The sequence below is a fragment of the Acidovorax sp. SUPP2539 genome, from assembly GCF_030158975.1.
Lineage (GTDB): Bacteria > Pseudomonadota > Gammaproteobacteria > Burkholderiales > Burkholderiaceae_C > Paracidovorax.
Map to the genome: position 1 here is coordinate 723763 of NZ_BQXJ01000002.1, position 25133 is coordinate 748895.

Genomic DNA, 25133 nt, shown 5'->3' on the forward strand with positions numbered 1-25133 from the left:
CTGCACTGCAACATCGAATCAACAACACGGAGGTTTCCATGGACCTGACCACGCGACTCATGCTTCAAAACCGTGCCTGGGCTGACGAAATGACGTCACGCGACCCGGCATTTTTCGAAAACCTGGTGGCCGGCCAGCAGCCGCGCGTCTTCTGGATCGGGTGCGCCGACAGCCGCGTGCCCGCCGAAAGCATCACCAATGCCTTGCCGGGCGAGTTGTTCGTGCACCGCAGCGTGGCGAACCTGGTCCGTCCGGACGATCCCAACATCATGAGCGCGCTGCAATACGCCCTCGACGTGCTCCAGGTGCGGTACGTGATCGTCTGTGGCCATGAAGGGTGCGGCGGCGTCCGGGCCGCGCTGATGCCGGCCGAAAGCGCAGTGCCGGCGCGCGGCGACTACCTGGCCGAGCACCTTCGCCCGCTGCGGGCACTGTACCGCCGCCGTGCGGGCGAGATCGACGGCCAGACCGTCCCCGACCCGGACGATGCCGATGAAGTCGCGGCCCGGGTGGGCCGCTTCGTGGAGCTGAACGTGGCCGATCAGGTGCACACGCTGGCGGCCACGCCCCAGGTGCAGCGCGCCTGGCAGCGGGGGCAGTCCCTGCAGCTGCTGGGCTGGGTCTACGCCTTGCGGGACGGGCGCCTGCGCCAAGTGCTGGACCTCGATGCCAGCAGCATCCAGCTGGCCGCGGCGGCCTGACCCGAAGGAGTGCGCACCATGCAAACCACCCTTCGCAACCCGGACGGCGCGTCGGCCGCCGGTCTTCTGTCCCACTGGCGCAGCGACGTGCCGGCGGGCGTCGTCGTCTTCCTCGTGGCCTTGCCCTTGTGCCTGGGCATCGCATTGGCCAGCGGCGTGCCGCTGATGGCGGGGCTTGTCTCCGGCATCGTGGGCGGGCTGGTCGTGGCCTGGCTGTCGGGCTCCCAGCTCAGCGTGAGCGGGCCGGCGGCCGGCCTGGTCGTGATCGTCGTCGATGCGATCGCCAAGCTGGGGAGCTTCGAGGCGTTCCTCGTGGCCGTGATGGTGGCGGGCGCGCTGCAGTGGCTGTTCGGCCGCCTGCAGGCCGGCGATCTGGGCGCCTGCTTTCCCTCGCCGGTCATCAAGGGCATGCTGGCCGCGATCGGGCTGATCCTCATCCTCAAGCAGCTTCCGGTGGCGTTCGGCTTCGTGTCGGGCGAGCAGGCCATGCGCCTGGTGCCCCGCACGATCGACGGCTTCGACGACCTGGGCCGGCTGGTCGGCGCCGTCACCGGCAGTGCGGTGATCATCGCCGCCGGTGCGCTGGCCATCCTGTTCGCCTGGGACTCCCCCTGGGCCAAGCGCCTGCCGCTGATCGGCCGGCTGCCCGGGCCGCTGCTGGCGGTGCTCTGGGGCATCGGGTACCAGGCCGTGGCCATGGCCACCGAGCCGTCCGTCGCGCTGCCCGACCACCAGCGCGTGGCCCTGCCCGAAGGCGACGGCCTGGCCGCGCTGTGGTCTCAGCTCGCTTCGCCCGACTGGTCGGCGCTGGCGCGGCCGGAGGTCTACACCATCGCCTTCACCCTCGCCGTCGTGGCCAGTCTGGAAACCCTGCTGAGCCTGGAGGCGGCCGACCGGCTCGATCCCCTCAAGCGCGTGGCGCCGCCCAACCGGGAGCTGCAGGCGCAAGGGGTGGGCAACATGCTGGCCGGCCTGCTGGGGGGGCTGCCGATCACGGCGGTGATCGTGCGCACCTCTGCCAACATCCAGTCCGGTGCGCGCACCCGGCTGTCGGCGGTGTTCCATGGCGTGCTGCTGCTGGCGAGCGTGCTGTTCCTGTCGGAGTTCCTGCAGTGGGTCCCACTGGCCGCGCTGGCCGCCGTGCTGCTGCACACCGGCTTCAAACTGGCCAAGCCGGCCATGATCGCGGCGGTCTGGCGCGAGGGCTGGTCGGCGTTCGTGCCGTTCGCGGTGACGGTGGGCGCGATCCTGGCGACCGACCTGCTCATCGGCATCCTCATCGGACTGGCCTGCAGCATGCTCTTCCTGATCCAGGCGAACACGCGCGGCGCGCTGACGATGATCTCCGAGGGCAACGTCCACCTGATCCGGCTCAGCAAGGATGTCTCGTTCTTCAGCAAGGCCACGCTGCGCAACCACCTGAACCGGGTGGAGCCGGGGCATTCGCTGGTCATCGACGGCTGCAACTGCGGCTTCATGGACCGCGACATCCGCGAGGCGCTGGATGATTTCATGGCCCATGCGCAGGAGCGCGGCATCCAGGTCGAACTGCGCTCCATGCCGCAGGCGGCGCCCCCCGCCCCGCCGGACGAGCCTCCGGCGCAGTGGCTCAAGGCCCGTTCAGCGCGCTGACGGCGGGGGCGCTTCCCCCCAAAACGGCGCGATCTGCCCCGGCGGGGCGGCGGGATGCACCAACGCAGTGTGTTCTGCCGCCCTGTCCCCATGGCGGTGCATGGCCGTGCGATCGCGGCGAATCGTGGCCTGGACAGCACTGCAATGGTGCAAAAAGTAACGCGGGCGCATAGCATGTAACCACTTTCGGCATACCTGCCAGGCCGGCGCCCAGGCCCGGACGGCAAAGTGCGAGGGAGATGGCACGGTCCATGCTTGGAGCGTGGACATCCCTAATCAGCCACCCCCGGAGGAACCATGTCCCGTGTATCCATGAAGTCCTTGAGCGTCGCCCTCGTTGCCGCCCTGCCTCTGCTGGCCAGCGCACAACTGACAGGCAACGTCAGCCTGACCACCAACTACAAGTTCCGTGGCCAGGACCAGGACGCCAGCCGGGTCAAGGCCGTCAAGCCCGCCATCCAGGGCGGCTTCGACTACAGCTTCGGCGACAGCGGCTGGTATCTGGGCAACTGGAACTCCAGCGTGGACTGGCTGCCGGGCAATTCCATCGAGATGGATTTCTACGGCGGCTACAAATTCAAGGCCGGCGACGTGGACCTGGACCTGGGCGCGCTGACCTATGCGTACCCCGGCAATTCCGTCGGCAACACCACCGAACTCTACGGCGCGGCCACCTACGGCCCGCTGACGGCGAAGTACTCGCACACCATCTCCAAGGACTACTTCGGCTGGGCTTCCGCCAAGACGACCAGCAACAAGGGCCGCAACACCGGCTACCTGAACCTGGCCTATGCGCAGGAAGTGGCTCCCAAGACGACGCTGAAGGCATCGGTCGGCTTCACGCGCTTCGCCAGCGACATCAAGGACCTGGGCGTGCCCAACTACATGGACTACAGCGTGGGCGGTGCCTATGACTTCGGTTCGGGCCTGTCCCTGTCGGCCGCCGTGGTGGGCGCCAACAAGAAGGCCTTCTTCGGCCCGGTCAACAAGTCGCGCCTGATCGTCGCGCTCACGAAAACCCTGTAAGACAACGGGCGCCGAGGGGTGCCTCCAATGGAGAAAAGCAACATGAAAATGGTGACAGCCATCATCAAACCCTTCAAGCTCGACGAGGTGCGCGAAGCCCTGTCGGATATCGGGGTCCAAGGGATTACGGTGACCGAGGTCAAGGGCTTCGGCCGCCAGAAGGGCCACACGGAGTTGTACCGCGGCGCCGAATACGTGGTGGACTTCCTCCCCAAGGTGAAGATCGAGGCAGCCGTGTCCGACGAGCTGGTGGACCGCGTCATCGAAGCCATCGAGGGGGCCGCGCGCACCGGCAAGATCGGCGACGGCAAAGTCTTCGTGTGCCACCTGGAGCAGGTCGTCCGCATCCGCACCGGCGAGACCGGCAAGGAAGCCCTGTAAGGCCCGGCCCCCCGCGCCTGTCACCAGACACCCAAGAGAAACTGCCATGAAAAAACTGCTTGCTTCCTTCCTGCTGGGGTTGAGCCTGATGGCCTCCGGCACCGCCGTGCTGGCCCAGACGCCCGCGGCATCCGAACCCGCATCGGCCACGGCGCCCGCCGCCGCTCCGGTCGCAGCCCCTGCGCCAGTGGCGGCTGCACCCGCACCGGCGCAAGCCGCCGAGGCCGCAGCACCTGCCGCCGCCCCCACGCCCAAGCTCGATTCGGGCGACACGGCCTGGATGCTGACCTCCACGCTGCTCGTGATCCTCATGACCATCCCGGGCCTGGCCCTGTTCTACGGCGGCCTGGCCCGCTCCAAGAACATGTTGTCGGTGCTGGTGCAGGTGTTCGTGATCTTCTCGCTGATGAGCGTGCTGTGGGCCGTGTACGGCTACACCCTCACGTTCGGCGGCGAAGGCACGTTCTTCGGCGGCTTCGACAAGATCTTCCTGAAGGGCATCGCGCCGGACACGCTCTCGGGCGCGCTGCCGACCATCCCCGAGTACGTGTTCGTGGCCTTCCAGGGCACCTTCGCGGCCATCACCGTGGCGCTGATCGTGGGCTCGTTCGCCGAACGCATCAAGTTCTCCGCCGTGCTGATCTTCAGCGTGCTGTGGTTCACCTTCAGCTATATCCCCATGGCGCACATGGTGTGGGGCGGCGGCCTGCTGGGCAAGGACGGCGCGCTCGACTTCGCCGGCGGCACCGTGGTGCACATCAACGCCGGGATCGCCGGCCTGGTGGGCGCCTACATGGTGGGCAAGCGCATCGGCTTCGGCAAGGAAGCGCTCACGCCCCACAGCCTGACGCTGACGATGGTCGGTGCCTCGCTGCTGTGGGTGGGCTGGTTCGGCTTCAACGCCGGCTCCGCCGGTGCCGCCAACGGCGCTGCGGGCCTGGCCTTCATCAACACCGTTCTGGCCACGGCCGCCGCCACGCTGAGCTGGCTGGCCGGCGAGTCGCTGCACAAGGGCAAGGCCTCCATGCTGGGCGCCGCATCGGGTGCCGTGGCGGGCCTGGTGGCCGTCACGCCGGCCGCCGGTTTCGTCGGTCCCATGGGCTCCATCGTGCTCGGCCTGATCGCCGGCGTGGTCTGCCTCTGGGGCGTGGGTGGCCTCAAGAAGATGCTGGGCGCCGACGATGCGTTCGACGTGTTCGGCGTGCACGGCGTGGGCGGCATCATCGGTGCCATCCTGACCGGTGTGTTCGCATCGCAAGGCCTGGGCGGCACGGGTGGCCTGACCCCCGACACGTTCGCCATGGGTGCACAGGTCTGGATCCAGCTCAAGAGCGTGCTGATCACCATCGTGTGGTCCGGCGTCGTGGCCTTCATCGCCTACAAGATCGCCGACCTGCTGGTGGGCCTGCGCGTGCCGGAAGAAGCCGAGCGCGAAGGCCTGGACATCACTTCGCACGGCGAGACCGCCTACAACCGCTGATCGGCTGAGATCCCTGCCGCGGTGACTGGTGGCATCGCGGCGGTGCGACAACAAGCGAGATATTCCTCCTGGACATTGGGCCCGCCGCAAGGTGGGCCTTTTTTTGGCCCGCGGCCACCGGCCGCGAATAATGGATGGAGCAGACCGGCGCGCCAGCGGTGGCGTGCCCGGCCCCTTCCACCGCCTTCCCAGGAGACCCCCCATGCCCATGGACTGGCGTCCCGCCACTTCCGAGCCCGACCAGTTGGGCGAATCGCCTTTCTGGCACCCCGTCGAATCGCGCCTGTACTGGGTGGACATCGCCGGCCGCGCGCTGTGCCGGGTGCACCCGGCCTCGGGCCGGGCCGAGCGCTGGGCCATGCCGTCCGAGCCCGGCTGCATCGCGCCCGCGCGCACCGCGGGCCAGCCCAGCGGCCTGGTGATCGCCCTGCGCGACACCCTCTACCGCGCCAAGGACTGGGGCGGCCCCCTGGTGCCGGTGGCCCGGCTGCCGATCGATCCGGCCACGGAGCGGGCCAACGATGGCAAGTGCGACGCGCTGGGCCGATTCTGGGTGGGCACGATGCACGAGCCCGCCGCGGGCCCCCGCCAACCGGTCGCCGCGCTGTACTGCGTGGATGGGCGCGGCGACGGGGCTCCCCTTGTGCGCCGGATGCTGGACGGGGTGGCCACGGCCAACGGCCTGGCCTGGTCGCCCGATGGCGGCACGCTGTACTGGGTCGATACCCCCTCGCACACCATCCGGGCCTGGGCGTGCGATGCCTCGGGCGAGCCCGTGGGCGCGCCGCGCGTGCTGCATGCCTTCGCGCCCAAGCCCGATGGCTGGAAGCCCGGCCAGCCGGGCTACGGCGGCCGGCCCGACGGCGCGGCGGTGGATGCCGAAGGCCACTACTGGTGCGCCATGTACGAGGGCGGCCGCGTGCTGCGGCTGTCGCCCGGCGGCGAGATCGTGGCCGACATTCCCGTGCCGGCGCAGTGCCCCACCATGCCCTGCCTGGGCGGCGACGGGCCAGAGGGCGCCACGCTGTTCGTCACCTCGGCCCGCCAGGGGCGCCCGGCCGACGAACTGGCGCGCGAGCCGCATTCGGGCCACCTGCTGGTCGCTGGCGAGCGCCTGCCGGTGGCCGGGCGGCCGGTGAACTGGTACGAAGAGGGACCGCTGCCCGCCGGCCTCGCCTGAGCACTGGGGCGCCGCGCCGGATGGCCTGCAGCCGGGACGGTGGATTCACGCCCGGCGTTCAAAAAATTCACGGCCGGCCGAGCCCCGCTGGCACCCGTTGGCGAAGGGGGGCCGGTACGATCCACGCCATGGACTCCGCCCTCCGCCAGATCATCGACCGCGTGCGCGACAGCGTCCAGCGCCAAGCCCCCGTGTGCATCCGCGGCGGCGGCACCAAGGACTTCCACGGCGGCGCCGTGCTGCAGGGCGAGCGCCTGGACACCACGGCCCTGTCGGGCATCGTGAACCACGAGCCGAGCGAGCTGGTCGCCACCGTGCGCGCCGGCACGCCGCTGGCCGAACTGGAGGCCGCGCTGGCGGCCCACGGCCAGTGCCTGCCCTTCGAGCCGCCGCATTTCGGCCCGGGCGCGACCGTGGGCGGCATGGTGGCCGCCGGCCTGTCGGGGCCCGCGCGCGCCAGCGTGGGCGCGGTGCGCGACTACGTGCTGGGGCTGGAGCTGGTCAACGGCCGGGCCGAGCTGCTGCGCTTCGGCGGCCAGGTGATGAAGAACGTGGCGGGCTACGACGTCTCGCGCCTCATGGTGGGCGCCTGGGGCACGCTGGGCGTGCTCACCGAGGTCAGCCTGAAGGTGCTGCCCGTGCCGCCGGCCGAGGCCACCCTGCGCTTCGATGCCAACCCCGCAGACGCGCTGCGCCGGCTGCAGGCCTGGGGCGGGCAGCCGCTGCCCCTGAACGCCAGCCGCTGGGAAGGCGGTCCCGGGGGCACGGGCACGATGTGGGTGCGGCTGCGCGGGGCCGTGGCCGCCGTGGAGGCCGCCTGCCGCAGCATGGGGGGCGAGCGCCTGGACACCGCTGCCGCGGCGCCCGCCTGGCAGGCCTGCCGCGAGCAGACCCTGCCGTGGTTCGCCGCCCGGGCCGAGCGGCCGGACCTGGCCCTGTGGCGCCTGTCGGTGCCCGCCGCCGCACCGATGCTGGCGCTGCCCGCCGGTGTGGCGCCGCCGCTGATCGAATGGCACGGCGCCCTGCGCTGGGTGCAGGCCCCGCCGGAAGCGGGCGCGGCGCTGCACGAGGCGGCGCAGGCCGTGGGTGGGAATGCTTCTCTTTTTATAGCAAACAAGGCAATCGGTACTAGGGTATCAGGCCATTTCGATCCGGTATTGCCCGCTACGCTGGCACAGATCCATGCGCGGCTGCAGCAGGCGTTCGATCCGGCGGGCATCTTCAACCCCGGCCGGATGGGCCCGGGGCGGTAGCGCCATGCGGCTGCTGCGGCACCTCACCGGCCGGCACCGGACCCCGTCCACCAACCGGCTGCTCGGCCTGCTGCTGGCCTTCAACGCCGGGGCGGTGAACGCGGGCGGCTTTCTGGTCGTGCATCGGTACACCTCGCACATGACGGGGTTCCTGTCGATGGTGGCCGACAACCTGGTGCTGGGCAACATGGCGCTGGTGCTGGGCGCGGTGGGCACGCTGTGGGCCTTCATGTCGGGCGCGGGCACCACGGCCATCCTGGTCAACTGGGCGCGCCACCACCGCCTGCGCAGCGGCTTCGCGCTGCCGCTGCTGCTGGAGGCCGTGCTGCTGCTGGTCTTCGGGCTGCTGGGCGCCATCACGCTGGAATGGCGCACGCCGTTTTCCGTGCCGCTCACCGTGCTGCTGCTGGCCTTTTTGATGGGGCTGCAGAACGCGGTGGTCACCAAGATGTCTTCGGCGCAGATCCGCACCACGCACATGACCGGCGTGGCGACCGACCTGGGCATTGAGATCGGCAAGATGCTGTACTGGAACCGCAACGGCACGCCGCCCGAGGCGCAGGTGCATGCCAACCAGGCGCGGCTGCGGCTGTTCGCCAGCCTGCTGGCCATGTTCACCGTGGGCGGCATCGTGGGCGCGGCCGGGTTCAAGCACGTGGGCTTCATCTGGGTCGTGCCGCTGGCCGCCATCCTGCTGGGCCTGTCGCTGCCGCCGCTGGCGGCCGATTTCGAACACCTGGCCCGGCTCTGGCGCGCCCGCCGCGCGCTGGCCCAGCGCGCGCCGCACGCCGAGCCCCCCGGCCCCTGACCCTCCCACCGCCGAGACACGCCATGCAAACCACGCTCGCCCCCGAATTCCAGGGCACGCCCGAAGGGCAGGAGGCCGAAGCCATCCTGCGCAAGTGCGTGCATTGCGGCTTTTGCACCGCCACCTGCCCCACCTACCAGCTTCTGGGCGACGAGCTGGACGGCCCGCGCGGGCGCATCTACCTCATCAAGCAGGTGCTGGAGGGCGAGCAGCCCACGCGCAAGACGCAGCTGCACCTGGACCGCTGCCTGACCTGCCGCAACTGCGAGACCACCTGCCCGAGCGGCGTGCAGTACGGCCACCTGGTGGACATCGGCCGCAAGATCGTGGACGAGAAGGTGCCGCGCCCGCTGGGCGAGCGCGCCCTGCGCTGGGCGCTCAAGGAGGGTCTGCCGTCGCCCTGGTTCGGCCCGGCCATGAAGGCGGGGCAGGCCGTGCGCGGGCTGCTGCCCGAGGGCCTGCGCGCCAAGGTGCCGGCGCCGCGCGACGCCGGGGCGTGGCCCGGGCGTGAGCACGCGCGCAAGGTGCTCCTGCTGGCCGGCTGCGTGCAGCCCGCCATGGCGCCCAACATCAACGCCGCCACGGCGCGCGTGCTCGATGCGGCGGGCATCCAGACCGTCATCGCGCCGCAGGCCGGCTGCTGCGGCGCGGTGCGGTTCCACCTGAACGACCAGGCGGGCGGCAAGGCGCAGATGCGCGCAAACATCGACGCGTGGTGGCCGTTCGTGGAGCAGGGCGGTGTGGAGGCCATCGTCATGAATGCCTCGGGCTGCGGCGTCACCGTCAAGGACTACGGCCACCTGCTGCGGGACGACCCGGCCTATGCCGAGCGCGCCGCCCGCATCAGCGCGCTGACGCAGGACCTGTCCGAGTGGCTGCCCGAGCTGCTGGCCGGGCTGGCCGGCACGCTGCGCGGCCGCGTGGTGCCGCCCGACACGCTGTTCGCCTACCACCCGCCGTGCACCCTGCAGCACGGCCAGAAGCTGCGCGGCGGCGTCGAGACGCACCTGAGCGCCCTGGGCTTTCGGGTGCGGGTGGCGCGCACCGAGTCGCACCTGTGCTGCGGCTCGGCCGGCACCTACTCGGTGCTGCAGCCGGAGCTGGCCTATCCGCTGCGCGACCGCAAGCTCGCGGCGCTGGGCGAGGCGTTCGGCGAGCCGCCGCCCGGGGCCATCCTGTCGGCCAACATCGGCTGCATCACCCATCTGCAAAGCGGCACGCCGCTGCCGGTGCGCCACTGGGTGGAAGTGCTCGACGAGGCGCTGTCGCCCGCCGCCCGCTGACCCTGCCGGCCCCGAGGCTGGCATGATGGTGGGTTTTGACCGCCGCGCTGACGCGCACCAACCGCGTTTTCCTCTGCCATGACCGACTCCGTGACCGCACAAGAACAACAGAACCACGTCCCCGCGCCGGCCCCCACCTCGGCGGCCGTGACCGACGCTTCCAGCGCACCGGTGGTGACCGACGCCGCTGCCGCCACGGCATCGCCCGCGGCCGATGGCCCGCAGGCGGGTGAAGGGCCGCAGGAGGCCGCGCCGCGCGCCGACCGCCCCGCCTCGCGCCGCGGCGGCCGCAACCGCCGCAAGCCCGGCGGTGCCCCGGTCGCCGAAGGCGCCGCGCCCGCAGCGCAGGCCGCGCCCCGCAACGGCAAGGGCGCCGCCCCGCAAGGCTCGCAAGGCCCGCGCCGCACGCATCCCGCGCTGGAACAACTGGCCGCGCTGTACCCGCACCTGTTCGGCGCGCAGTTCCTGCCGCTCAAGCGCGGCATCTTCCAGGACCTGCAGGCCGCCCACCCCGATCTGTTCGAGCGCGATGCGCTCAAGCTCGCCCTGGGCATCCACACCCGGTCCACGCGCTACCTGCAGGTGGTGGCCGAAGGCCGCCAGCGCCACGATCTGCAGGGCCATGCCGTGGAGGCCATGGCCCCCGAGCATGTGCACCATGCGCTGCTGGAAGTGTTCCGCCGCCGCAAGCCCCGCGACGGCGAGGACATGACGGCCAAGCTGCGCCGCCGCATCGCGCAGGCCTACGAGGCCTCGGGCCTCACCCGCGAGGCGTACGACGCGCTGGTGCGGGGCCGCGACGAGGCCGCCAATGCCCTGCTCGACGAAGCCTTCGCCGAAGTGGCCGAGCGCGACGCCAAGGCCGAGGCGCTGCTGCGTGCCTTCGAAGCCAGCGGCAGCACGGTGGCGCAGTTCGCCGACATGTACGGCATGGACCCGCGCACGGCCGAACGCTCGCTGCACCGCGCGCGCCAGCTGCGCGCCGCGCCGTTGGCGGCTGCGGCCGCACCGGCCGCCGACGCGCTGTCCGAGCCCGCCGCCTGAGCCCGCCGCCTGAGCCCGCGCGGCCGGGCCGGCGCAGCCTCCTGACACGACGCTGTCAGGAGGCCCCCCGCACCATGGCGTCCTTCGCAACAAAGACCGAAAGGACCTTTCCGCCATGACCTCTTCTGCCCCCGCTTCTTCCGTTTCCGCCATCAGCTGGTTCGAGATCCCCTGCGCCGACCTCGGCCGCGCCCAGGCCTTCTACGAACAGGTGCTGGGCCGGCCCATGCAACGCCAGACGATGGGCGGCGATCCGCTGGCCGTCTTCGCCTACGACCGGCCGGCCACCGGCGGCTGCCTCATCCAAGGCCCGAGCCGCCGCGTGGCGCCCGATGCCGGCACGCGCATCTACCTCGACTGCGCCCCGGGCCTGGACGCCGCCGTCGAGCGCATCGCCCCGGCGGGCGGGCGCGTGATCGACGCCTGCATCGAGCTGCCGAACGGCATCGGCTTCATCGCGCACCTGTGCGACACCGAGGGCAACACCGTCGGCCTGCACGCCATGGCGCGCTGAAGGAGCGGGCCGCATGACCCCCACCCTGGAAACCTTCGGCGCCTTCACCGTCGCCGGCATCACCACGCGCACCTGCAACCTCCAGGAGCGCGACCCTGCCCAGGCCCGCATCGGCCCGCTGTGGCAGCGGTTCGCCGCCGAGGGCGTGGCCCAGCGGTTGCAGCAGCCCGGCCTGGCGCCGCCCCGCGTGGTGGGCGTGTACAGCCGGTATGCGTCCGACCACGAGGGCGAATTCGACGTGCTCGCGGGCGTGGCCCTGGACGGCGCCGGTGCCGCGCCCGCGCCCGGCCTAAAGCGCGTGCAGGTGCCGGCCGGCACCTACCTCGTGTTCCGCCGGCAGGGCGCGCTGCCGCAGGCCGTGATCGACACCTGGGGTGCGGTGTGGGCGCACTTCGGGCAGCACCCCGTGCCGCGCCGCCGCTTCGACGTCGATTTCGAGGCCTACGAGGGCCCCGACCAGGTGGCCGTCTGCATCGGCGTGCAGGGCTGACGCGCCCTGTGCGGGGCAGGGCACAATCCTCGCCCACGCCCCGCTCCCGCCCCGATTGCCTCACCCATGCGCCGCGCCGACCGCCTGTTCCAGATCGTCCAGCTCATTCGGGGCCGGCGCCTGTCCACGGCCGACTTCCTGGCGAAGCGGCTGGAGGTCTCGGCGCGCACCATCTACCGCGACGTGGCCGACCTGCAGCACCAGGGCGTGCCCATCGAGGGCGAGGCCGGCGTGGGCTACCGCCTGGGCGCAGGCTTCGACCTGCCACCGCTCATGTTCAGCCAGGGCGAGGCCAACGCGCTGGTCGCCGCCGCCCGGCTGGCGCAGTCCTGGTTGGACACCGGCCTGGCCGGCGAGGTGGAAAGCGCCCTGGGCAAGATCCTCTCGGTGCTGCCGCCCGCGGCGCGCGCGGCCGCCGAGGCCCAGGCGCTCTATGCCCCGGCCGTGGCGGTGGACCCGCGCACCCAGGCCCTGCTGCGCCCGCTGCGCGAGGCCGTGCAGTCCCGCCACGTGGTGCGGCTGAACTATGCCGACGAACAGGGGCGCCCCAGCGAGCGCCGGGTGCGGCCGCTGGGGTGCTTTTACTGGGGCAAGGTCTGGACGCTGTCCACCTGGTGCGAGCTGCGCGATGACTTTCGCGGCTTTCGCGTGGACCGGATCGTCTCGCTCGACGTGCTGGACGAGCGCTTCACCGTGGAGCCCGGCCGCTCACTCGCCGACATGCTGCGCCACGTGTGGGGCCGTCCCGGGGTCGGGCCCGGCGGCGGCTGAGGATGGGCCGCCAGCAGGCGCCTGCCTGCGGCCCCTGGCAAGGGCCGGTGCCTGTCAGCGCGGCAGTTCCAGCTCGGGCGGGGTGCACAGGCGCCCGTTCCAGCAGGCCCCCAGGACCAGGGTCCGGGCGCCCGACGCGCTTTGCATCAGGCCGCGCAGCAGGCCGTTGCGGTCCACCGTGAACTGCTCGGCTCGGTAGGCCTCGCTCGTGGTGCCGCTGGGGGCCGTGCAGGTGCGCGTGCCTTCCGAGTCCAGCCCCTCGCCCGACAGGCGGTAGGTGCCGCGGTACTCGCAGGCCGTCAGCAGGTCCGCGGTCCGCGTGTCCATGCGAAAGATGCCGTCGCGCACCACCATGTCGATGCTGGTGGCGGTCGGGGTGGGTGACCAGAACGGATACACCTGGGCGGAGAAGGCCTTGTTGAAGCGCACCAGATGGTCTTCATAGCGGAAGCGGGAAATGCGGCGCGGCGTGTCGAAGGGCAGCGTGATGGTCGCGGTCGTGGGGCTGTCGAACACGATGGTTGCTGCGCCCATGGTCGTGGCCACTTCGGCCGGGCGGATGGCGCCACCGATCACCGGGCCGTTGCGGAATTCGGTCAAGGGCACCGTGAACTGGGCGTTGGTGTCGCGGTTCGCGGTGCTGCCCTGCATGAACAGCGAAGAGCCGTCGGTGCGGTAGCCCAGGTAGGACAGGACCAGCGCGCGGCTGCCGATCTGGGTGTCGATCTGCAGGCTGCGGCCCGGCCGGCCGTTCACCTCGCTGTCGAAGGCCCAAATGCCTGGCTGCACCACGATGTCGGTTCGCGACGAGCCGGACGCGCAGGTGGCCGGGCTGCCGAGCATGACGGCGCCCGCATGGCAGGCACCCATGAAGAAGGATTCGATTCCGTCCTTGCGCAGCGTGCCGGTGGCCAGGCCGTAAGTGTCGACGGCGAACTGCTCGATCCGGTACGGACTGCGCTGCTGGGTGCCGGAGGGGTCCACGCAACTGGCGGTGCCGTCGGATTCGATGCCCTGTCCGCGCTTTTGGTAGGTGCCCGAGTAGGAGCACAGGCGGCCGTCGGACGTGGTCAACTGGCTCATCAGGAAATTGCCGTCGCGCAATTCGACGCGGTAGGAGGCGGCGGGCGTCGTGGACAGGCGGGTGGAATAGGTCTGCAAGGTGTATTGCGTGCCGCCGATCGGGAGGCCATACGTGAAGCGCGAGATGCGGCGCGTCACGTCGCCCGGCAGCGTGACGGTGCCGGAGGTGGGCGAGTCGAAGGCCAGCTGGATCTCGCCCGGGCTGCCCGCCACTTCGCCGTTGCCCGCACCGCCGCCGATCACGGGCGGCCCGTTGCGGAACTCCTGCAGCGGGCCCCGGAAGGCCGAGCTGTCTCCGCCGCGCAGGCCGCTGGCCTGCAGGAACACGGACGACCCGTCGGCGCGGTAGCCCAGGTAGGACACGATGAGGGCGCGGCCCTGTTCGGTATCGATCTGCAGGCTGCGCCCAGGCTGGCCGTTCAGCTCGCCGTCGAAGGCCCACAGGCCCGGCTCCGGCTCGGCATTGGGCGGGGTGGTGGTCTGCGCCCAGGCCGAAGAGGCCAGGATCAGGCCCCCGGCGCAGAGCGCGAGTGTCTTGGTCATTGCAAAGCGGGACATGCGGGAAGTTCCTCCTAGGGTTGAAATCAGGGTGCCGTGGCCTGCAACAGGCCCGGCGCGAAATGCCTGCCAGCCCCGTCGAGGCGGGCGGCAGTTCTGCGAAAAAAAGCGGGATCCGGCTGGCTGACGCCATTCGCGACCCTGCCGGGGAAAGGCGGTCCGGCGCCCCCATCACCCGGTTTTGGATTTGCTCCTGTTTTTGTAGCGATATGCCCTAGAAAATCATGCGCTGCAGGCCTTTTTCTCCAAAAAATTCCGTATCACCCACCTTCAGCGTGATCTTCACCGCCGCAGGACAAGGCATGCGAAAAGTTCCTTCCGGCATATGGAATGAGGGGCGAAGACCCGTAATAGATACAAATTCAACGGGCCTGCCAATCCCCCCTATGGTGGGGTGTGGGCTTTGACAAGCCCGCCCGGCGGGGCGAACGGCGCTGTGGCGCGGGGTTGCGCCCCTCGATCGATCCGACACTTTCCTACGTATTGAAACCTCTTTGACCGATGGTTTCGCCCGATCGCCGCTCAGGCGGTTACTTTCGGCGCGTGCATGCCGCCATGCACCGGTGCGCAAAAAACCAAGCCTCCCGACGCGGCCCCTGCTGCGCGCGGCCGGCGGCCACAACGCAAAACAGCGCCGTTTCCCATCCAGACGAGGAGACCACAACGCATGCAGAACGACGATCCGAAAGACCGTGCCGCCTTCGACTCGGCCATCCAGGCCCTGAAGGCGGAGATCGCCAACGCCGGGGCCCACCTCTCGCTGGATGCCTCGGCCCGGCTGGCCTACACCCGGCAGATCCAGGCCATGGCCAACGACCTGCAGTTCGAGGCGATGAGCGGCCGCATCACCTGGGCCCAGGCGGCCGAGCAGGCCCAGGTGGCGCGCAACACCATCATGGAGATCATCCGCGGGCGCAGCACGCCCATCGGGCGCGCCATGGCGCAAAGCCTGAAGGCCGAGGGCCGGACGCTCAACGAGCTCATCGCCCGCAAGGCCCAGCAGATCCACGGGCCCACCGTGCAGTTCGACCGGCTCACGGCGGCGCAGCAGAACGCGGTGTACGGCGAGATCGTCCAGTCCGCCGGCCGCTCCAACCCCAAGGTCACGCAGACCATGCGCGGCCTGTCGCGCGCGGGCCGGGGGCTGATCGTGCTGTCCATCGCCCTGTCGGTCTACAACGTGGCGACGGCTGATGACAAGACCGCCGCGGCGGGCAAGGAACTCGCCGTGGCCGGGGCGGGGATCGGCGGCGGCATCGCCGGGGGGGCGCTGGCGGGCCTGGCCTGTGGGCCCGGAGCGCCGGTGTGCGTGACCATCGGGGCGTTCGTGGGCGGCGCGCTGGCGGCCTTCGGCGTGGATTTCCTGTGGTGAGCGGCGGGCCGGCGATGCGCATCCTCACCCCCGCCGACATTTCCCTGGCACCCTTGCCCGCCGAGGGCGGCGAGGCCCCGATGCAAAGCCGGGTCGTGCAGGGCGGCCTGCCCCTGCAGGCCCGCGTGGACGGGCTGGTGCTGGAGGCGGCCTTCGAGTGCCGGGGCTTTCACCTGCTGTTCACGACCGACGACGTGCCGCAGGAAGACCTGCTGCACATCACGCTGTTCGATGGCCAGTGGCAGCCGCTGGACGCGGCCACCATCGGCGGGGCCTACACCACCGGGCGTTTTTCGCTGATCGGGCTGGAGGGCGAGCACACCGTGCGGTTCCGCTTCATCGGCGACACGGACTGGAGCGTGGAGATTTTGCCCAGCCCGGGCTTTCGCATGCCGCTGGTCTCGGAGCCCCGGGGCGTCACGCGGGCGCTGGGGTTCTCCAGGCACTTCGTGGTGCGCGGCGATCCGCAGCCGCAGGGCCGCTAGGAAGGCATCGGCCCGCCGATCGCCTCGTCCATCAGCCGGCCAGCGCGGCGGCGATGTCCGGCGCGATGGACTGCGGCGTGTCCCGCGGGCCGTAGCGGCGCAGAACCTGCCCGTCCCGGCCGATGAGGAACTTGGTGAAGTTCCACTTGATCGCCTGGGTGCCCAGCAGACCCGGGGCCTCGGCCTTGAGCCAGCGGTACAGCGGGTCGGCGTCGGCGCCGTTCACGTCGATCTTGGCCATCATCGGAAAGCTCACGCCGTAGTTGAGCTGGCAGAAGCTGGCGATCTCGTCGTTGCTGCCCGGGTCCTGGCGGCCGAACTGGTTGCAGGGAAACCCCAGCACGGCCAGCCCCTTAGGGCCGTATTGCTGGTGCAGGGCCTCCAGCCCGGCGAACTGCGGCGTGAAGCCGCAGGCGCTGGCCGTATTGACGATGAGCAGCAGCTGCCCCGCGTACTGCCGCAGGGGCACGGTCTGGCCGTTCATCTGCCGGGCCTCGAAGTCGTAGACGCTGGTCATGGCGGGCATCCCTTGCAAGAAAGTTGGATGGATCGGATCGATCGGGCGCCGCCACGCCGGCAGGGGATTCACCGGGTCTTGGCGGCGGCAGCGGCATTCTCGCCGGAGAAGTACGGAATCATCATGCGGTTGCCGTCGGCGCCGGTGTCGCGGATGTATTCGAGCGAGAACTGCTCGCCCAGGCGCCGCAGCTCGCGGCGCAGCTCGAAGTCGGGCGTCTCCACCTTGATGCCGTTGCGCGCCAGCTCGGCGATGGAGGCGGTGGACGCGGCGCCGCTCGCGTTCCATCCGCGCACCTGGGCCTGGGCGGCGGCCTCCTCGACGATCTTGCGCGTGCCTTCGGGCAGGGCCAGCCACTGGGCCTTGTTCACCAGCACCAGGTTCTTCGGGTACCAGGCATGCACGTTGTAGAAGTACTTGATGGGCAGCTCCCACACCTTGTTCTCCACCCCGGTGACGGGGGAGGTGAACAGCGTGTCGATCTGCCGGTCCAGCACGGCCTGGTTGATGCCCTTGGTGGGCACGTCCACCGGCGTGGCGCCCATCAGCTGGGCGATGCGCACGGTGCTGGGGCTGTAGCTGCGCATCCTGGCGCCGCGCAGGTCGCTCACGTGGCGGATGGACCGCGTGGTGAACAGCCCCTGGGCCGGCCAGGGCACGGCGTACAGCGGCACCAGGCCCTGCCGGTCCAGCGCCTCCTGCAGCACGGGGCGCTGCGCCTTCCACAGCCGCAGCGCGTCGTCGTAGCTGTCCACGATGAAGGGAATGGCGTCGGCGCCGGCCAGCTTGGTGTCGGCCGCCAGCGAGCTGAGCAGCACCTCGCCCGCCGCGATCTTGCCGGCGCGCACCTGGCCGGCGATCTCGGACAGCCGGGCCACGCTGTTGTCGGGGCGCACGTCGATCACCAGCGCGCCCTTCGTGCGGTCGTTCACCTCCTGGGCGAACTGCTGCAGGTTGACGGTGTGGAACACCTCGGGCAGGTAGCCCGTGGCGAGGGTCCACTTCGCCTGCGCCGACGCGGCACCGGGCAGCGCCAAGGAACCGAGCGCCATGAAGAGCGCGCACCACGAACGACGTTTCATACCGAATCTCCGAAAGCGCGCAGCGCCGGCCTGCGGATGCATGACAACGGCGTACGCTGATGACGTAACTTGCAATGACTATACCGGCGCCCCGCGGGCACGCAAGCACCGGCCGGGAGAGCCCTGTTTCCCATGGCGGCCAAGGGCCTTTGGGCCCCGGCCCTGCGGCGGGGCAGCGCCTGTGCGGCTGCCCGCCGGGCGCTCAGCGCCGCAGCGATGCGAGGAGGGCGGCGAACACGATCAGGCCCCCGCCCAGCAAGGTGCGCGGCTGCAGCTGCGCGGCCGACAGCAGCACCGAGGACACGCTGGCGAACACCACCTCCGACAGCAGGATCACCGCCGTGGTGCCCGCCGCCAGCCGCGACGCCCCGTACTGCAGCGCCCCGTTGCCCAGCCACAGCGCCACCGCCAGCAGGGCGGCCGTGGCGACCCAGGTGGCGTTCACCGGGGGAAACGCCTCCACCACGCCGGCCTGCAGCCCGATGCAGGCCACCACCAGCGCCATCAGCATGCAGCCGCCGAACATGACGAACATGCGCGCCTGTCCCGGCACCGCATGCAGCCGCCGCAGCGTGACGTTGGTCAGCGCGAAGAAAAAGCCGCCCGCCAGCGCCAGCCCGTCGGCGAGCGACAGGTTCTGCACCAGCCGGGACGGCGAGGTGCCCTCGGGCAGCAGCACCAGCACCACGCCGGTGAAGGCCAGCGCCAGCCGCAGCAGCGCCATGGGCGTGGGCCGCTCGCCCAGCACCCGCCAGGCCAGCAGCAGGCCCCAGACCGGCATCAGATAGAACAGCAGGACCACGCGCACCACGTCGCCCACGGTCACCGCCCAGTTGAAGGCCACGTTGTTCAGCCCCGAGCTCAGGGCCAGCAGCCACAGCTGCGGGTGCTGGCGCACCTGCGCCCACAGGCCCGGCCGCAGCGCCAGCAGCCCGGCCAGGATGGCGCTGTACATCACGGCGGTCGCCCACAGCGGGTGCAGCCCCGCCCCGTGCATCACCCGGAATGGCCACCATGCCAGGCCCCAGACGAAGGCATTGAACAGCAGGGCGAAATAGGGCAGCGGCGATGGCATGGAGCGTCGTGGTGCGGCAGGGGTGCCTCCGCTTCGCAGTCGGATGGGCACGGAAAAAGAGGGGCCGCAGCATCGGCATGATTTTCTGCCCTCGGATGAAGGCAGTTTCATGTCCGGCTGTGGTTAAGTTGTACTTTCCATTGCGCAGGCCGGCAGGCGGCCGCGCGTGGCGCCCGGGGCGCGCCGCGGCGGCCGGTGGCGGTCAGTGGTGGTGATCGTGCCGCGCCAGGTGCAGCAGGTGGTCCACCTCTTCGCGGTAGCGCACGCAGTTGTGCTGGTGCCAGCGGCGGATCAGCCACATCACCCCGGCCACCACGAGGCCAAATGCGGTGATGGCGCCGAACACCGACAGCCCCATCTTGAGCGACAGGCTGTAGAACGCGCCCAGCGCCAGGATGCAGGCCTGCTCGTTGAAATTCTGCACCGCGATGGAGCGGCCCGCGCCCATGAGGTTGTGGCCCCGGTGCTGCAGCAGCGCGTTCATCGGCACCACCAGGTAGCCGCCCAGGCCGCCCAGCAGGATGAGGAAGGGAATGGCGACCCAGATGCTTTTGATGAACACCATCAGCACCAGCAGCAGGCCCATGGCGATGCCCAGCGGGATCACCTTGGTGGCCATGTCCAGCCGCATGCGCATGGAGGCCACCACCGCGCCCACGGCCGTGCCGATGGCCACTACCCCGGTGAGGGCCGAGGCCTGCGTGGTGTTGTAGGACAGTGCGGCCGCGGCCCAGGCCAGCACGATGAACTTGAGGTTGCCGCCCGCGCCCCAGAAGAGGGTGGTGGTGGACAGCGAGATCTGGCCCAGCTTGTCGCGCCACAGGCGGTTGTTGCAGGCCCAGAAGTCCGGCAGCATCGCCAGCGGGTTGGAGGGCAGCGGGCGCATCTCCACGCCGGTGTGGGGAATGCGGGTGTTGAACCACGCGGCGACCAGGTACAGCGTGATCAGCGCGGCGATGGCGGCCTCGGCCGCGGTGTCCACGCCGGTGTCCACGAAGGGCAGGTCCACCGACAGCAGCAGGCCGGCGATGGCGGGCCCCACGAGCTGGCCCCCCAGCAGCACGCCCAGGATGATGGAAGCGATGGTCAGCCCCTCGATCCACCCGTTGGCCTTGACCAGCTGCGAGGCCGGCAGCAGTTCGGTGAGGATGCCGTACTTGGCGGGCGAGTAGGCCGCCGCGCCCAGGCCGACCACGGCGTAGGCGATCAGCGGGTGCGAGCCGAATAGCATCATGAGGCAGCCCACGACCTTGATCGCGTTGCTGAAGAACATGACCTTGCCCTTGGGCATCGCATCAGCGAAGGCCCCCACGAACGGCGCGAGCACCACGTAGAACAGCGCGAACATCGGCACGAGCGCCGCACGCTGCCATTCCGGCGACCCGTTGGTGCGCAGCAATTCCACGGCGGCCACGAAAAGTGCGTTGTCGGCCAGCGAGCTGAAAAACTGCGCCGACATGATGGTGTAGAAACCGCGCTTCATCGAATGGCTGTTGGGTGCATCAGTTCGCCTGATGCCCTGTTAAATATCGGAACCCGCTGCAAGTGACTGGCGGTTATATCACGCGGTTTCTAGAGGGCGATGCCAGAATTCCTTCCTTTTCGCTCCGCAGATCCACCCCATGCCGCGTCCCATCCAAGCCACCATCCACACTGCTGCACTGCAACACAATCTCGAGCGCGCCCGCGCCAGTGCGCCGGACGCCCTGGCCTGGGCGGTGGTGAAGGCCAATGCCTACGGCCACGGCATCGAGCGCGTGTTCGAGGGGCTGCGTGCGGCCGACGGCTTCGCGCTGCTGGACCTGTCCGAGGCCGAGCGCCTGCGCGCCCTGGGCTGGCGCGGCCCCATCCTGCTGCTGGAGGGCGTGTTTGAGCCGCGCGACCTGGAGCTGTGCTCGCGCCTGGGGCTGTGGCACGCGGTGCATTGCGACGAGCAGATCGACTGGCTGGCCGCCCACAAGACGCAGGCGCCGCACCGCGTCTTCCTCAAGATGAACACCGGCATGAACCGCCTGGGCTTCACGCCCGAGCGCTACCGCTCGGCCTGGGCGCGGCTCAATGCGCTCACGCAGGTGGACGAGATTTCGTACATGACCCACTTCAGCGACGCCGATGGCCCCCGCGGCATCGCGCACCAGATGCAGGCCTTCCAGGCCGCCACGCAGGACCTGCCCGGCGAGAAGAGCGTGTGCAACAGCGCGGCCACCCTGCGCCATGCGGTCGATGCGCGCGTGCGCGGCGACTGGATCCGCGCCGGCATCGTGCTCTACGGCGGGGCGCCGGACTACCCCGAGCACGACGCCGCCCACTGGAACCTGCAGCCGTCGATGACGTTGTCGGCCCGCGTGATCGCGGTACAGCACGTGCAGGCCGGCGACACGGTGGGCTACGGCTCCGCCTTCACGGCCGACGCCCCGCTCACCATCGGCGTGCTGGCCTGCGGCTATGCCGACGGCTACCCGCGCCACGCCGGCACCGGCACGCCCGTGCTGGTGAACGGCGTGCGCACGCGCGTGGTGGGCCGGGTGAGCATGGACATGATCACGGTGGACCTCTCCCCCGTGATCGCGGCGGGCGTGGAGGCGGGCTTCGGCGCCGAGGCCACGATGTGGGGGCGCGCCGCCAGCGGTGCCGTGCTGTCGATCGACGAGGTGGCGCATGCCGCCGGTACGGTGAGCTGGGAGCTGATGTGCGCCCTGGCCCCGCGCGTGCCGGTGGCGGTTGCCTGATGCGCCCGGGGCATCGCGCGCCGGCCGCCCGATCCGGCAAGGGCTCGACCTGGCGGCGGGTGCAGGCGCCCGACCGCGAACTGGTGCACACCCTGCGCCAGCGCCACCGGCTGCACGTGCACGGCTGGTGCATCGGCGCCTTCATGATGGCGTTGATGTGGGCCACCTCGCACACCCAGAAGGTGATGGGCGTGGACTCGCTCGCGCTGCGCTACGGCATCACGCTGGGCGTGGGCTATGTCGCCTACCTGCTGGTGCTGCGGGCCTGGGCGGCCTGGCTGGTGCGGCCGCCCCGCCAGCGGGACGACAGTGGGTGGACCGACGGCATCGACCTGCCGTCCGACATCGACCTGCCGACCGGCGGCGCGCGGATGCCCGTGCCGCGCAGCGGGGGCGGCGGCGACTTCGGTGGTGGCGGGGCGAGCGGCGATTTCGGCGAGGGTTTGGGGAGCGGCCTGGGCGAGGGCTTGAGCGATGTGGCCGGCGGGGCGCTGGAGGCCGCCAGCGGCGCGGACGAGGGCGCGGTGGTGATCGTGCCCGTGGTGGCCATCTTCCTCATCGGCGCGGCCATCGTGCTGGGCGCGGGCGCGCTCGCGCTGCTGTACTTCGGCTTCGACGTGCTGCTGGCCGTGGCGGTGGAACTGGCGTTCTCTTACGCCACCGCGCGCGCTGCGATGGGCGTGGAGCGGGCCGGCTGGCTCTCGGCCGCGGTGCGGCTGACCTGGAAGCCGCTGCTCGGCGCACTGCTGTGCGCGGTCGTGCTGGGCGCGGCCATCGACCGATTCCTGCCGCAGGCCAACTCCCTGCCCGAAGCCGTGCGCCTGCTGCGCGCGCGCTGAAGCCCGCGGGGCCGGGTTCTACTTCGGCGCGTGCAGCAGCCGCAGGAAGGCCTGGGCCGGTGGGCTCAGCGGCCGGTCGGCCCGCACCAGGCTGCCGTAGGCCTCCAGCGTGTGCTGGAAGCGGTAGGGCAGCACGTGCAGCAGGCCGTGCTCTGCATCGCGCTGCGCCACGGCCTCCGGGATCACCCCGATCAGTTCGGAGCGCCGCACCAGGTTGATGGTGGTGAGGATGGAGCCGGTCTCGATCAGCCCCTGCGGCAGCGCCGCGCCGTGGTCCTTGAACTCCTGCGCGATCAGGTCGCGCATGGGGCTGCCGGCCGGCTGCAGCACCCACGGAAAATCGAGCAGCGCCGCAAAGCCCACGCGCGCCTTGCCCGCCAGGGGATGGCCGTTGCGCACCACCACCGCCAGGCCTTCGCCGTCAATGGGCTGGAAGGTGCAGTCCCGGCCCGAATCGCCGGAACGCCGGCCCACCACCACTTCGAGCACGCCCTCGCGCAGCTGCGCCAGCAGCCGGTCGCTCGTGTCCACGGCGATCTCCAGCGCCAGCAGCGGGAACACCGCCTTCAGCCCGAGCAGCGCGTCGGTCAGCCGGCCCGGCGAGGCCGCCATGATGCTGCCGACCGACAGCTTGCCCGCGCTGCCCAGCCGCATCTCGCTGAGTTCGCGGTTCAGCGCTTCCATGCTGCCGCGGATGCTGCGAAAGTAGCCGGTCACCCGCTCGCCCGCGGCGTTCAGCCGCAGGCCGCGGCCCACCCGGTCGAACAGCGGCTGACCGAGGGCGGCCTCCAGTTCGTGGAGCATCTTGGTCGCGGCCGGCTGGCTCAGGCCCAGCGCGCCCGCAGCCGCTCGCAGCGTGCGGTGCTCGGCGATGGCCAGCATCAGCGCGACCTGCCGCATGCGCAGCCGGTTGAGCAGCTGCGGGGTGCTTTCCTGCGGATCGATGGAGCCCATGGGGGATGGCCTGTGTGAGGGGTGGAAGGCAACGCGACGGGCCCCTGAATTTACCCGGCTACGGGGCCTGCATAACGTTAGAACCACAAAGTCGTTCGCCGCGCGGAGGGCCGCGGGCATAGTGGCCGCACTCTTCGTTGCTTCAGGGCCTTTGCACCATGCGCTTTTCGCTTTCCCTCGCGGCCACCCTGGCCGCTGCCGCCTTCACCATGGCCACGCCGCTGGCCGCGCAGGCCGCCACCTTCCGCTTCGCCCGCTCGGCCGACGTGTCCTCCTGGGACATCCATGCGCAGAACGTGGGCGTGAACAACGCCCTGCATTCGGCCGTGTACGAAACGCTGGTCGAATACAACAGCAAGACCTTCAAGCCCGAGCCGCAGCTGGCCACCGCCTGGAAGCGGGTCAGCCCCACGCAGCTGCGCATCACGCTGCGCCAGGGCGTGAAGTTCAGCGACGGCTCCGCCCTCACGGCCGACGACGTGAAGTTCTCGCTGGAGCGCGCCAAGGCCAAGACCTCCAACTACGCCGTGTACACGCAGGGCATCGACCGCGTGGACGTGGTGGACGCGAACACCGTGGACATCTTCTCCGAGGTGCCCAACCCGGTGCTGGTCAACCAGCTGACCGAACTGCGCATCATGAGCAAGCCCTGGGCCGAGAAGAACAACGCCACGGCCCCGAAGGACATCAAGACCAGCGACGAGCCCTACACGCATCGCAACACGCTGGGCACGGGCCCGTTCGTGCTCAAGTCCTGGGCGCCCGACCAGCGCCTGGTGCTGGCGGCCAATCCCCACTGGTGGGGCAAGGGGAAATTCGGCGGCAACGTGACCGACGTGGTCTACACGCCCATCAAGTCCGATGCCACGCGCACGGCGGCGCTGCTGTCGGGCGAGGTGGACTTCGTGCTCGACCCCAGCCTGCAGGACGTGGCGCGCATCCGCCAGCAGCCGCAGCTGAAGGTGCTGGACGGTGCCGAGAACCGCACCATCTTCCTGGGCCTGGACCAGTTCCGCGACGAGCTGCAGAACTCCAGCGTGAAGGGCAAGAACCCGCTCAAGGACGTGCGCGTGCGCAAGGCGCTCTACCAGGCCATCGACATCAACGCCATCCAGCGCGTGGTGCTGCGCGGCCTGGCCCAGCCCACCGGCGCGATCATCGCGCGGCAGGTGAACGGCTGGACCCCGAAGGCCGACGTGCGCTGGCCCTACGACCCCGCCGCCGCGCAGAAGCTGCTGGCCGAGGCCGGCTACCCGCAGGGCTTCGACGTGGACTTCGCCTGCAGCGCGGGCCGCTACATCAACGACGAGCAGCTGTGCCAGGCCATCACCGCCCAGTGGGCCAAGGTGGGCGTGAAAGCCAGGCTGCGCTCGCTGCCGTTCGCCACCTACTTCCCGATGATCCAGCGCAACGAGGCCAGCATCTACCTGCTGGGCTGGGGCGTGCCGACGTTCGATGCGTTCTATTCGCTGCAGTCGCTGATCCGCTCGCCCGGTGCCGGCGGCGACGGCAACTTCAACCTGGGCCGCTTCAGCGACCCGCAGCAGGACGCGCTGATCGAGCGCATCAAGAAGGAAACCGACGCCGCCACGCGCAACAGCCTGATCGAGCAGGCGCTGGTGCAGGACCACCAGCTCATCTCGCACATCCCGCTGTACAACCAGGTGATCCCCTGGGCGGCCTCGCAGAAGGTGGAGATCATCCACCGCGCGGACAACCGCATCGACTGGCGCCTGCTGAAGGTCAACTGAGCCGCCAGGCCATATCGTTGCCGGTCATCGCGCCCGGCCCTTCACGAACCGCCCCGCGGGCCGCCCGGCCCCGGGGCTTTTTCTGGAGGGGCGCCGCCTCGCGCGGCATCCGTCCCCCCCCGCAG

Annotated in this window: 24 protein-coding genes; 18 read left to right on the forward strand and 6 right to left on the reverse strand. The window is 70.5% G+C overall.

Annotated features, from left to right (window positions below; genetic code table 11):
• Nucleotides 1-38: 38 nt before the first annotated feature.
• The 13 genes from AVTE2539_RS10880 to AVTE2539_RS10940 all read left to right on the forward strand — a co-directional run bounded on the left by AVTE2539_RS10880 (nucleotide 39) and on the right by AVTE2539_RS10940 (nucleotide 12563).
• Nucleotides 39-701, forward strand: a complete 663-nt coding sequence (locus AVTE2539_RS10880) for a carbonic anhydrase (RefSeq protein ID WP_284405745.1) — start codon at nucleotides 39-41, stop codon at nucleotides 699-701.
• Between the two features lie 18 nt (nucleotides 702-719).
• Nucleotides 720-2333, forward strand: a complete 1614-nt coding sequence (locus AVTE2539_RS10885) for a SulP family inorganic anion transporter (RefSeq protein ID WP_284410504.1) — start codon at nucleotides 720-722, stop codon at nucleotides 2331-2333.
• A 297-nt stretch (nucleotides 2334-2630) separates the two neighbouring features.
• Nucleotides 2631-3359 (forward strand): TorF family putative porin, encoded by a 729-nt coding sequence (locus AVTE2539_RS10890; RefSeq protein WP_272565959.1) that lies wholly within the window; start codon nucleotides 2631-2633, stop codon nucleotides 3357-3359.
• Nucleotides 3360-3401: 42 nt separating this feature from the next.
• Complete coding sequence (gene glnK, locus AVTE2539_RS10895; protein WP_092744562.1) at nucleotides 3402-3740, forward strand: P-II family nitrogen regulator; 339 nt, start codon at nucleotides 3402-3404, stop codon at nucleotides 3738-3740.
• A 46-nt stretch (nucleotides 3741-3786) separates the two neighbouring features.
• Nucleotides 3787-5220: an ammonium transporter gene (gene amt, locus AVTE2539_RS10900; RefSeq protein WP_284410506.1), complete on the forward strand. Its 1434-nt coding sequence runs from the start codon at nucleotides 3787-3789 to the stop codon at nucleotides 5218-5220.
• 208 nt (nucleotides 5221-5428) lie between these two features.
• Entirely contained in the window at nucleotides 5429-6400 is a 972-nt protein-coding gene (locus tag AVTE2539_RS10905; protein ID WP_284410707.1) for an SMP-30/gluconolactonase/LRE family protein, read from the forward strand.
• Between the two features lie 128 nt (nucleotides 6401-6528).
• Nucleotides 6529-7653, forward strand: a complete 1125-nt coding sequence (glcE, locus tag AVTE2539_RS10910) for a glycolate oxidase subunit GlcE (protein WP_284410508.1) — start codon at nucleotides 6529-6531, stop codon at nucleotides 7651-7653.
• A 4-nt stretch (nucleotides 7654-7657) separates the two neighbouring features.
• Complete coding sequence (locus AVTE2539_RS10915; protein WP_284394659.1) at nucleotides 7658-8461, forward strand: YoaK family protein; 804 nt, start codon at nucleotides 7658-7660, stop codon at nucleotides 8459-8461.
• A gap of 23 nt (nucleotides 8462-8484) precedes the next feature.
• Entirely contained in the window at nucleotides 8485-9744 is a 1260-nt protein-coding gene (gene glcF / locus AVTE2539_RS10920) for a glycolate oxidase subunit GlcF (protein WP_284410510.1), read from the forward strand.
• Nucleotides 9745-9822: 78 nt separating this feature from the next.
• On the forward strand, nucleotides 9823-10788 hold the full coding sequence (locus AVTE2539_RS10925; RefSeq protein ID WP_284410512.1) for a ProQ/FINO family protein: 966 nt from the start codon (nucleotides 9823-9825) through the stop codon (nucleotides 10786-10788).
• Nucleotides 10789-10903: 115 nt separating this feature from the next.
• Nucleotides 10904-11302, forward strand: a complete 399-nt coding sequence (locus AVTE2539_RS10930) for a VOC family protein (RefSeq protein WP_284410514.1) — start codon at nucleotides 10904-10906, stop codon at nucleotides 11300-11302.
• A 13-nt stretch (nucleotides 11303-11315) separates the two neighbouring features.
• Nucleotides 11316-11792, forward strand: coding sequence for a GyrI-like domain-containing protein (locus AVTE2539_RS10935; RefSeq protein WP_284410516.1), 477 nt, complete (start codon nucleotides 11316-11318; stop codon nucleotides 11790-11792).
• Nucleotides 11793-11858: 66 nt separating this feature from the next.
• Nucleotides 11859-12563: a helix-turn-helix transcriptional regulator gene (locus tag AVTE2539_RS10940; protein ID WP_284410518.1), complete on the forward strand. Its 705-nt coding sequence runs from the start codon at nucleotides 11859-11861 to the stop codon at nucleotides 12561-12563.
• A 54-nt stretch (nucleotides 12564-12617) separates the two neighbouring features.
• Here AVTE2539_RS10940 and AVTE2539_RS10945 read toward each other — a convergent pair whose 3' ends face one another.
• Nucleotides 12618-14204: a hypothetical protein gene (locus tag AVTE2539_RS10945; protein WP_284410519.1), complete on the reverse strand. Its 1587-nt coding sequence runs from the start codon at nucleotides 14202-14204 to the stop codon at nucleotides 12618-12620.
• 667 nt (nucleotides 14205-14871) lie between these two features.
• On the opposite strand from AVTE2539_RS10945, the gene AVTE2539_RS10950 reads away from it, so the two are divergent.
• Both AVTE2539_RS10950 and AVTE2539_RS10955 read left to right on the forward strand, forming a co-directional pair.
• Nucleotides 14872-15576 carry a hypothetical protein gene (locus AVTE2539_RS10950; RefSeq protein WP_272565948.1) on the forward strand — a complete coding sequence of 235 codons (705 nt, stop codon included), beginning with the start codon at nucleotides 14872-14874 and terminating at the stop codon, nucleotides 15574-15576.
• 14 nt (nucleotides 15577-15590) lie between these two features.
• Nucleotides 15591-16061, forward strand: a complete 471-nt coding sequence (locus AVTE2539_RS10955) for a hypothetical protein (RefSeq protein WP_284410521.1) — start codon at nucleotides 15591-15593, stop codon at nucleotides 16059-16061.
• Nucleotides 16062-16092: 31 nt separating this feature from the next.
• On the opposite strand, the gene AVTE2539_RS10960 is transcribed toward AVTE2539_RS10955, so the two are convergent.
• The 4 genes from AVTE2539_RS10960 to lplT form a co-directional block, all read right to left on the reverse strand.
• Nucleotides 16093-16578 carry a glutathione peroxidase gene (locus AVTE2539_RS10960; protein ID WP_284410523.1) on the reverse strand — a complete coding sequence of 162 codons (486 nt, stop codon included), beginning with the start codon at nucleotides 16576-16578 and terminating at the stop codon, nucleotides 16093-16095.
• Between the two features lie 68 nt (nucleotides 16579-16646).
• The gene (locus AVTE2539_RS10965; RefSeq protein ID WP_284410525.1) at nucleotides 16647-17660 is read right to left on the reverse strand and encodes a TRAP transporter substrate-binding protein; all 1014 of its coding nucleotides are present in this window, start codon (nucleotides 17658-17660) and stop codon (nucleotides 16647-16649) included.
• Nucleotides 17661-17862: 202 nt separating this feature from the next.
• Entirely contained in the window at nucleotides 17863-18735 is an 873-nt protein-coding gene (locus AVTE2539_RS10970; protein ID WP_284410527.1) for a DMT family transporter, read from the reverse strand.
• 202 nt (nucleotides 18736-18937) lie between these two features.
• Complete coding sequence (gene lplT, locus AVTE2539_RS10975; RefSeq protein WP_272565936.1) at nucleotides 18938-20218, reverse strand: lysophospholipid transporter LplT; 1281 nt, start codon at nucleotides 20216-20218, stop codon at nucleotides 18938-18940.
• A 139-nt stretch (nucleotides 20219-20357) separates the two neighbouring features.
• Here lplT and alr point away from each other — a divergent pair, with 139 nt between their 5' ends.
• Nucleotides 20358-21464 carry an alanine racemase gene (gene alr / locus AVTE2539_RS10980; RefSeq protein WP_284410529.1) on the forward strand — a complete coding sequence of 369 codons (1107 nt, stop codon included), beginning with the start codon at nucleotides 20358-20360 and terminating at the stop codon, nucleotides 21462-21464.
• Nucleotides 21464-22303, forward strand: coding sequence for a hypothetical protein (locus AVTE2539_RS10985; protein WP_284410531.1), 840 nt, complete (start codon nucleotides 21464-21466; stop codon nucleotides 22301-22303). Before alr ends, AVTE2539_RS10985 begins: the two co-directional genes overlap by 1 nt.
• A gap of 18 nt (nucleotides 22304-22321) precedes the next feature.
• Here the strand turns inward: AVTE2539_RS10985 and AVTE2539_RS10990 are convergent, their stop codons facing one another.
• Entirely contained in the window at nucleotides 22322-23257 is a 936-nt protein-coding gene (locus AVTE2539_RS10990; RefSeq protein ID WP_284410533.1) for a LysR family transcriptional regulator, read from the reverse strand.
• Between the two features lie 158 nt (nucleotides 23258-23415).
• On the opposite strand from AVTE2539_RS10990, the gene AVTE2539_RS10995 reads away from it, so the two are divergent.
• Nucleotides 23416-25008 (forward strand): ABC transporter substrate-binding protein, encoded by a 1593-nt coding sequence (locus AVTE2539_RS10995; RefSeq protein ID WP_284410535.1) that lies wholly within the window; start codon nucleotides 23416-23418, stop codon nucleotides 25006-25008.
• The last annotated feature ends 125 nt before the right edge of the window (nucleotides 25009-25133 follow it).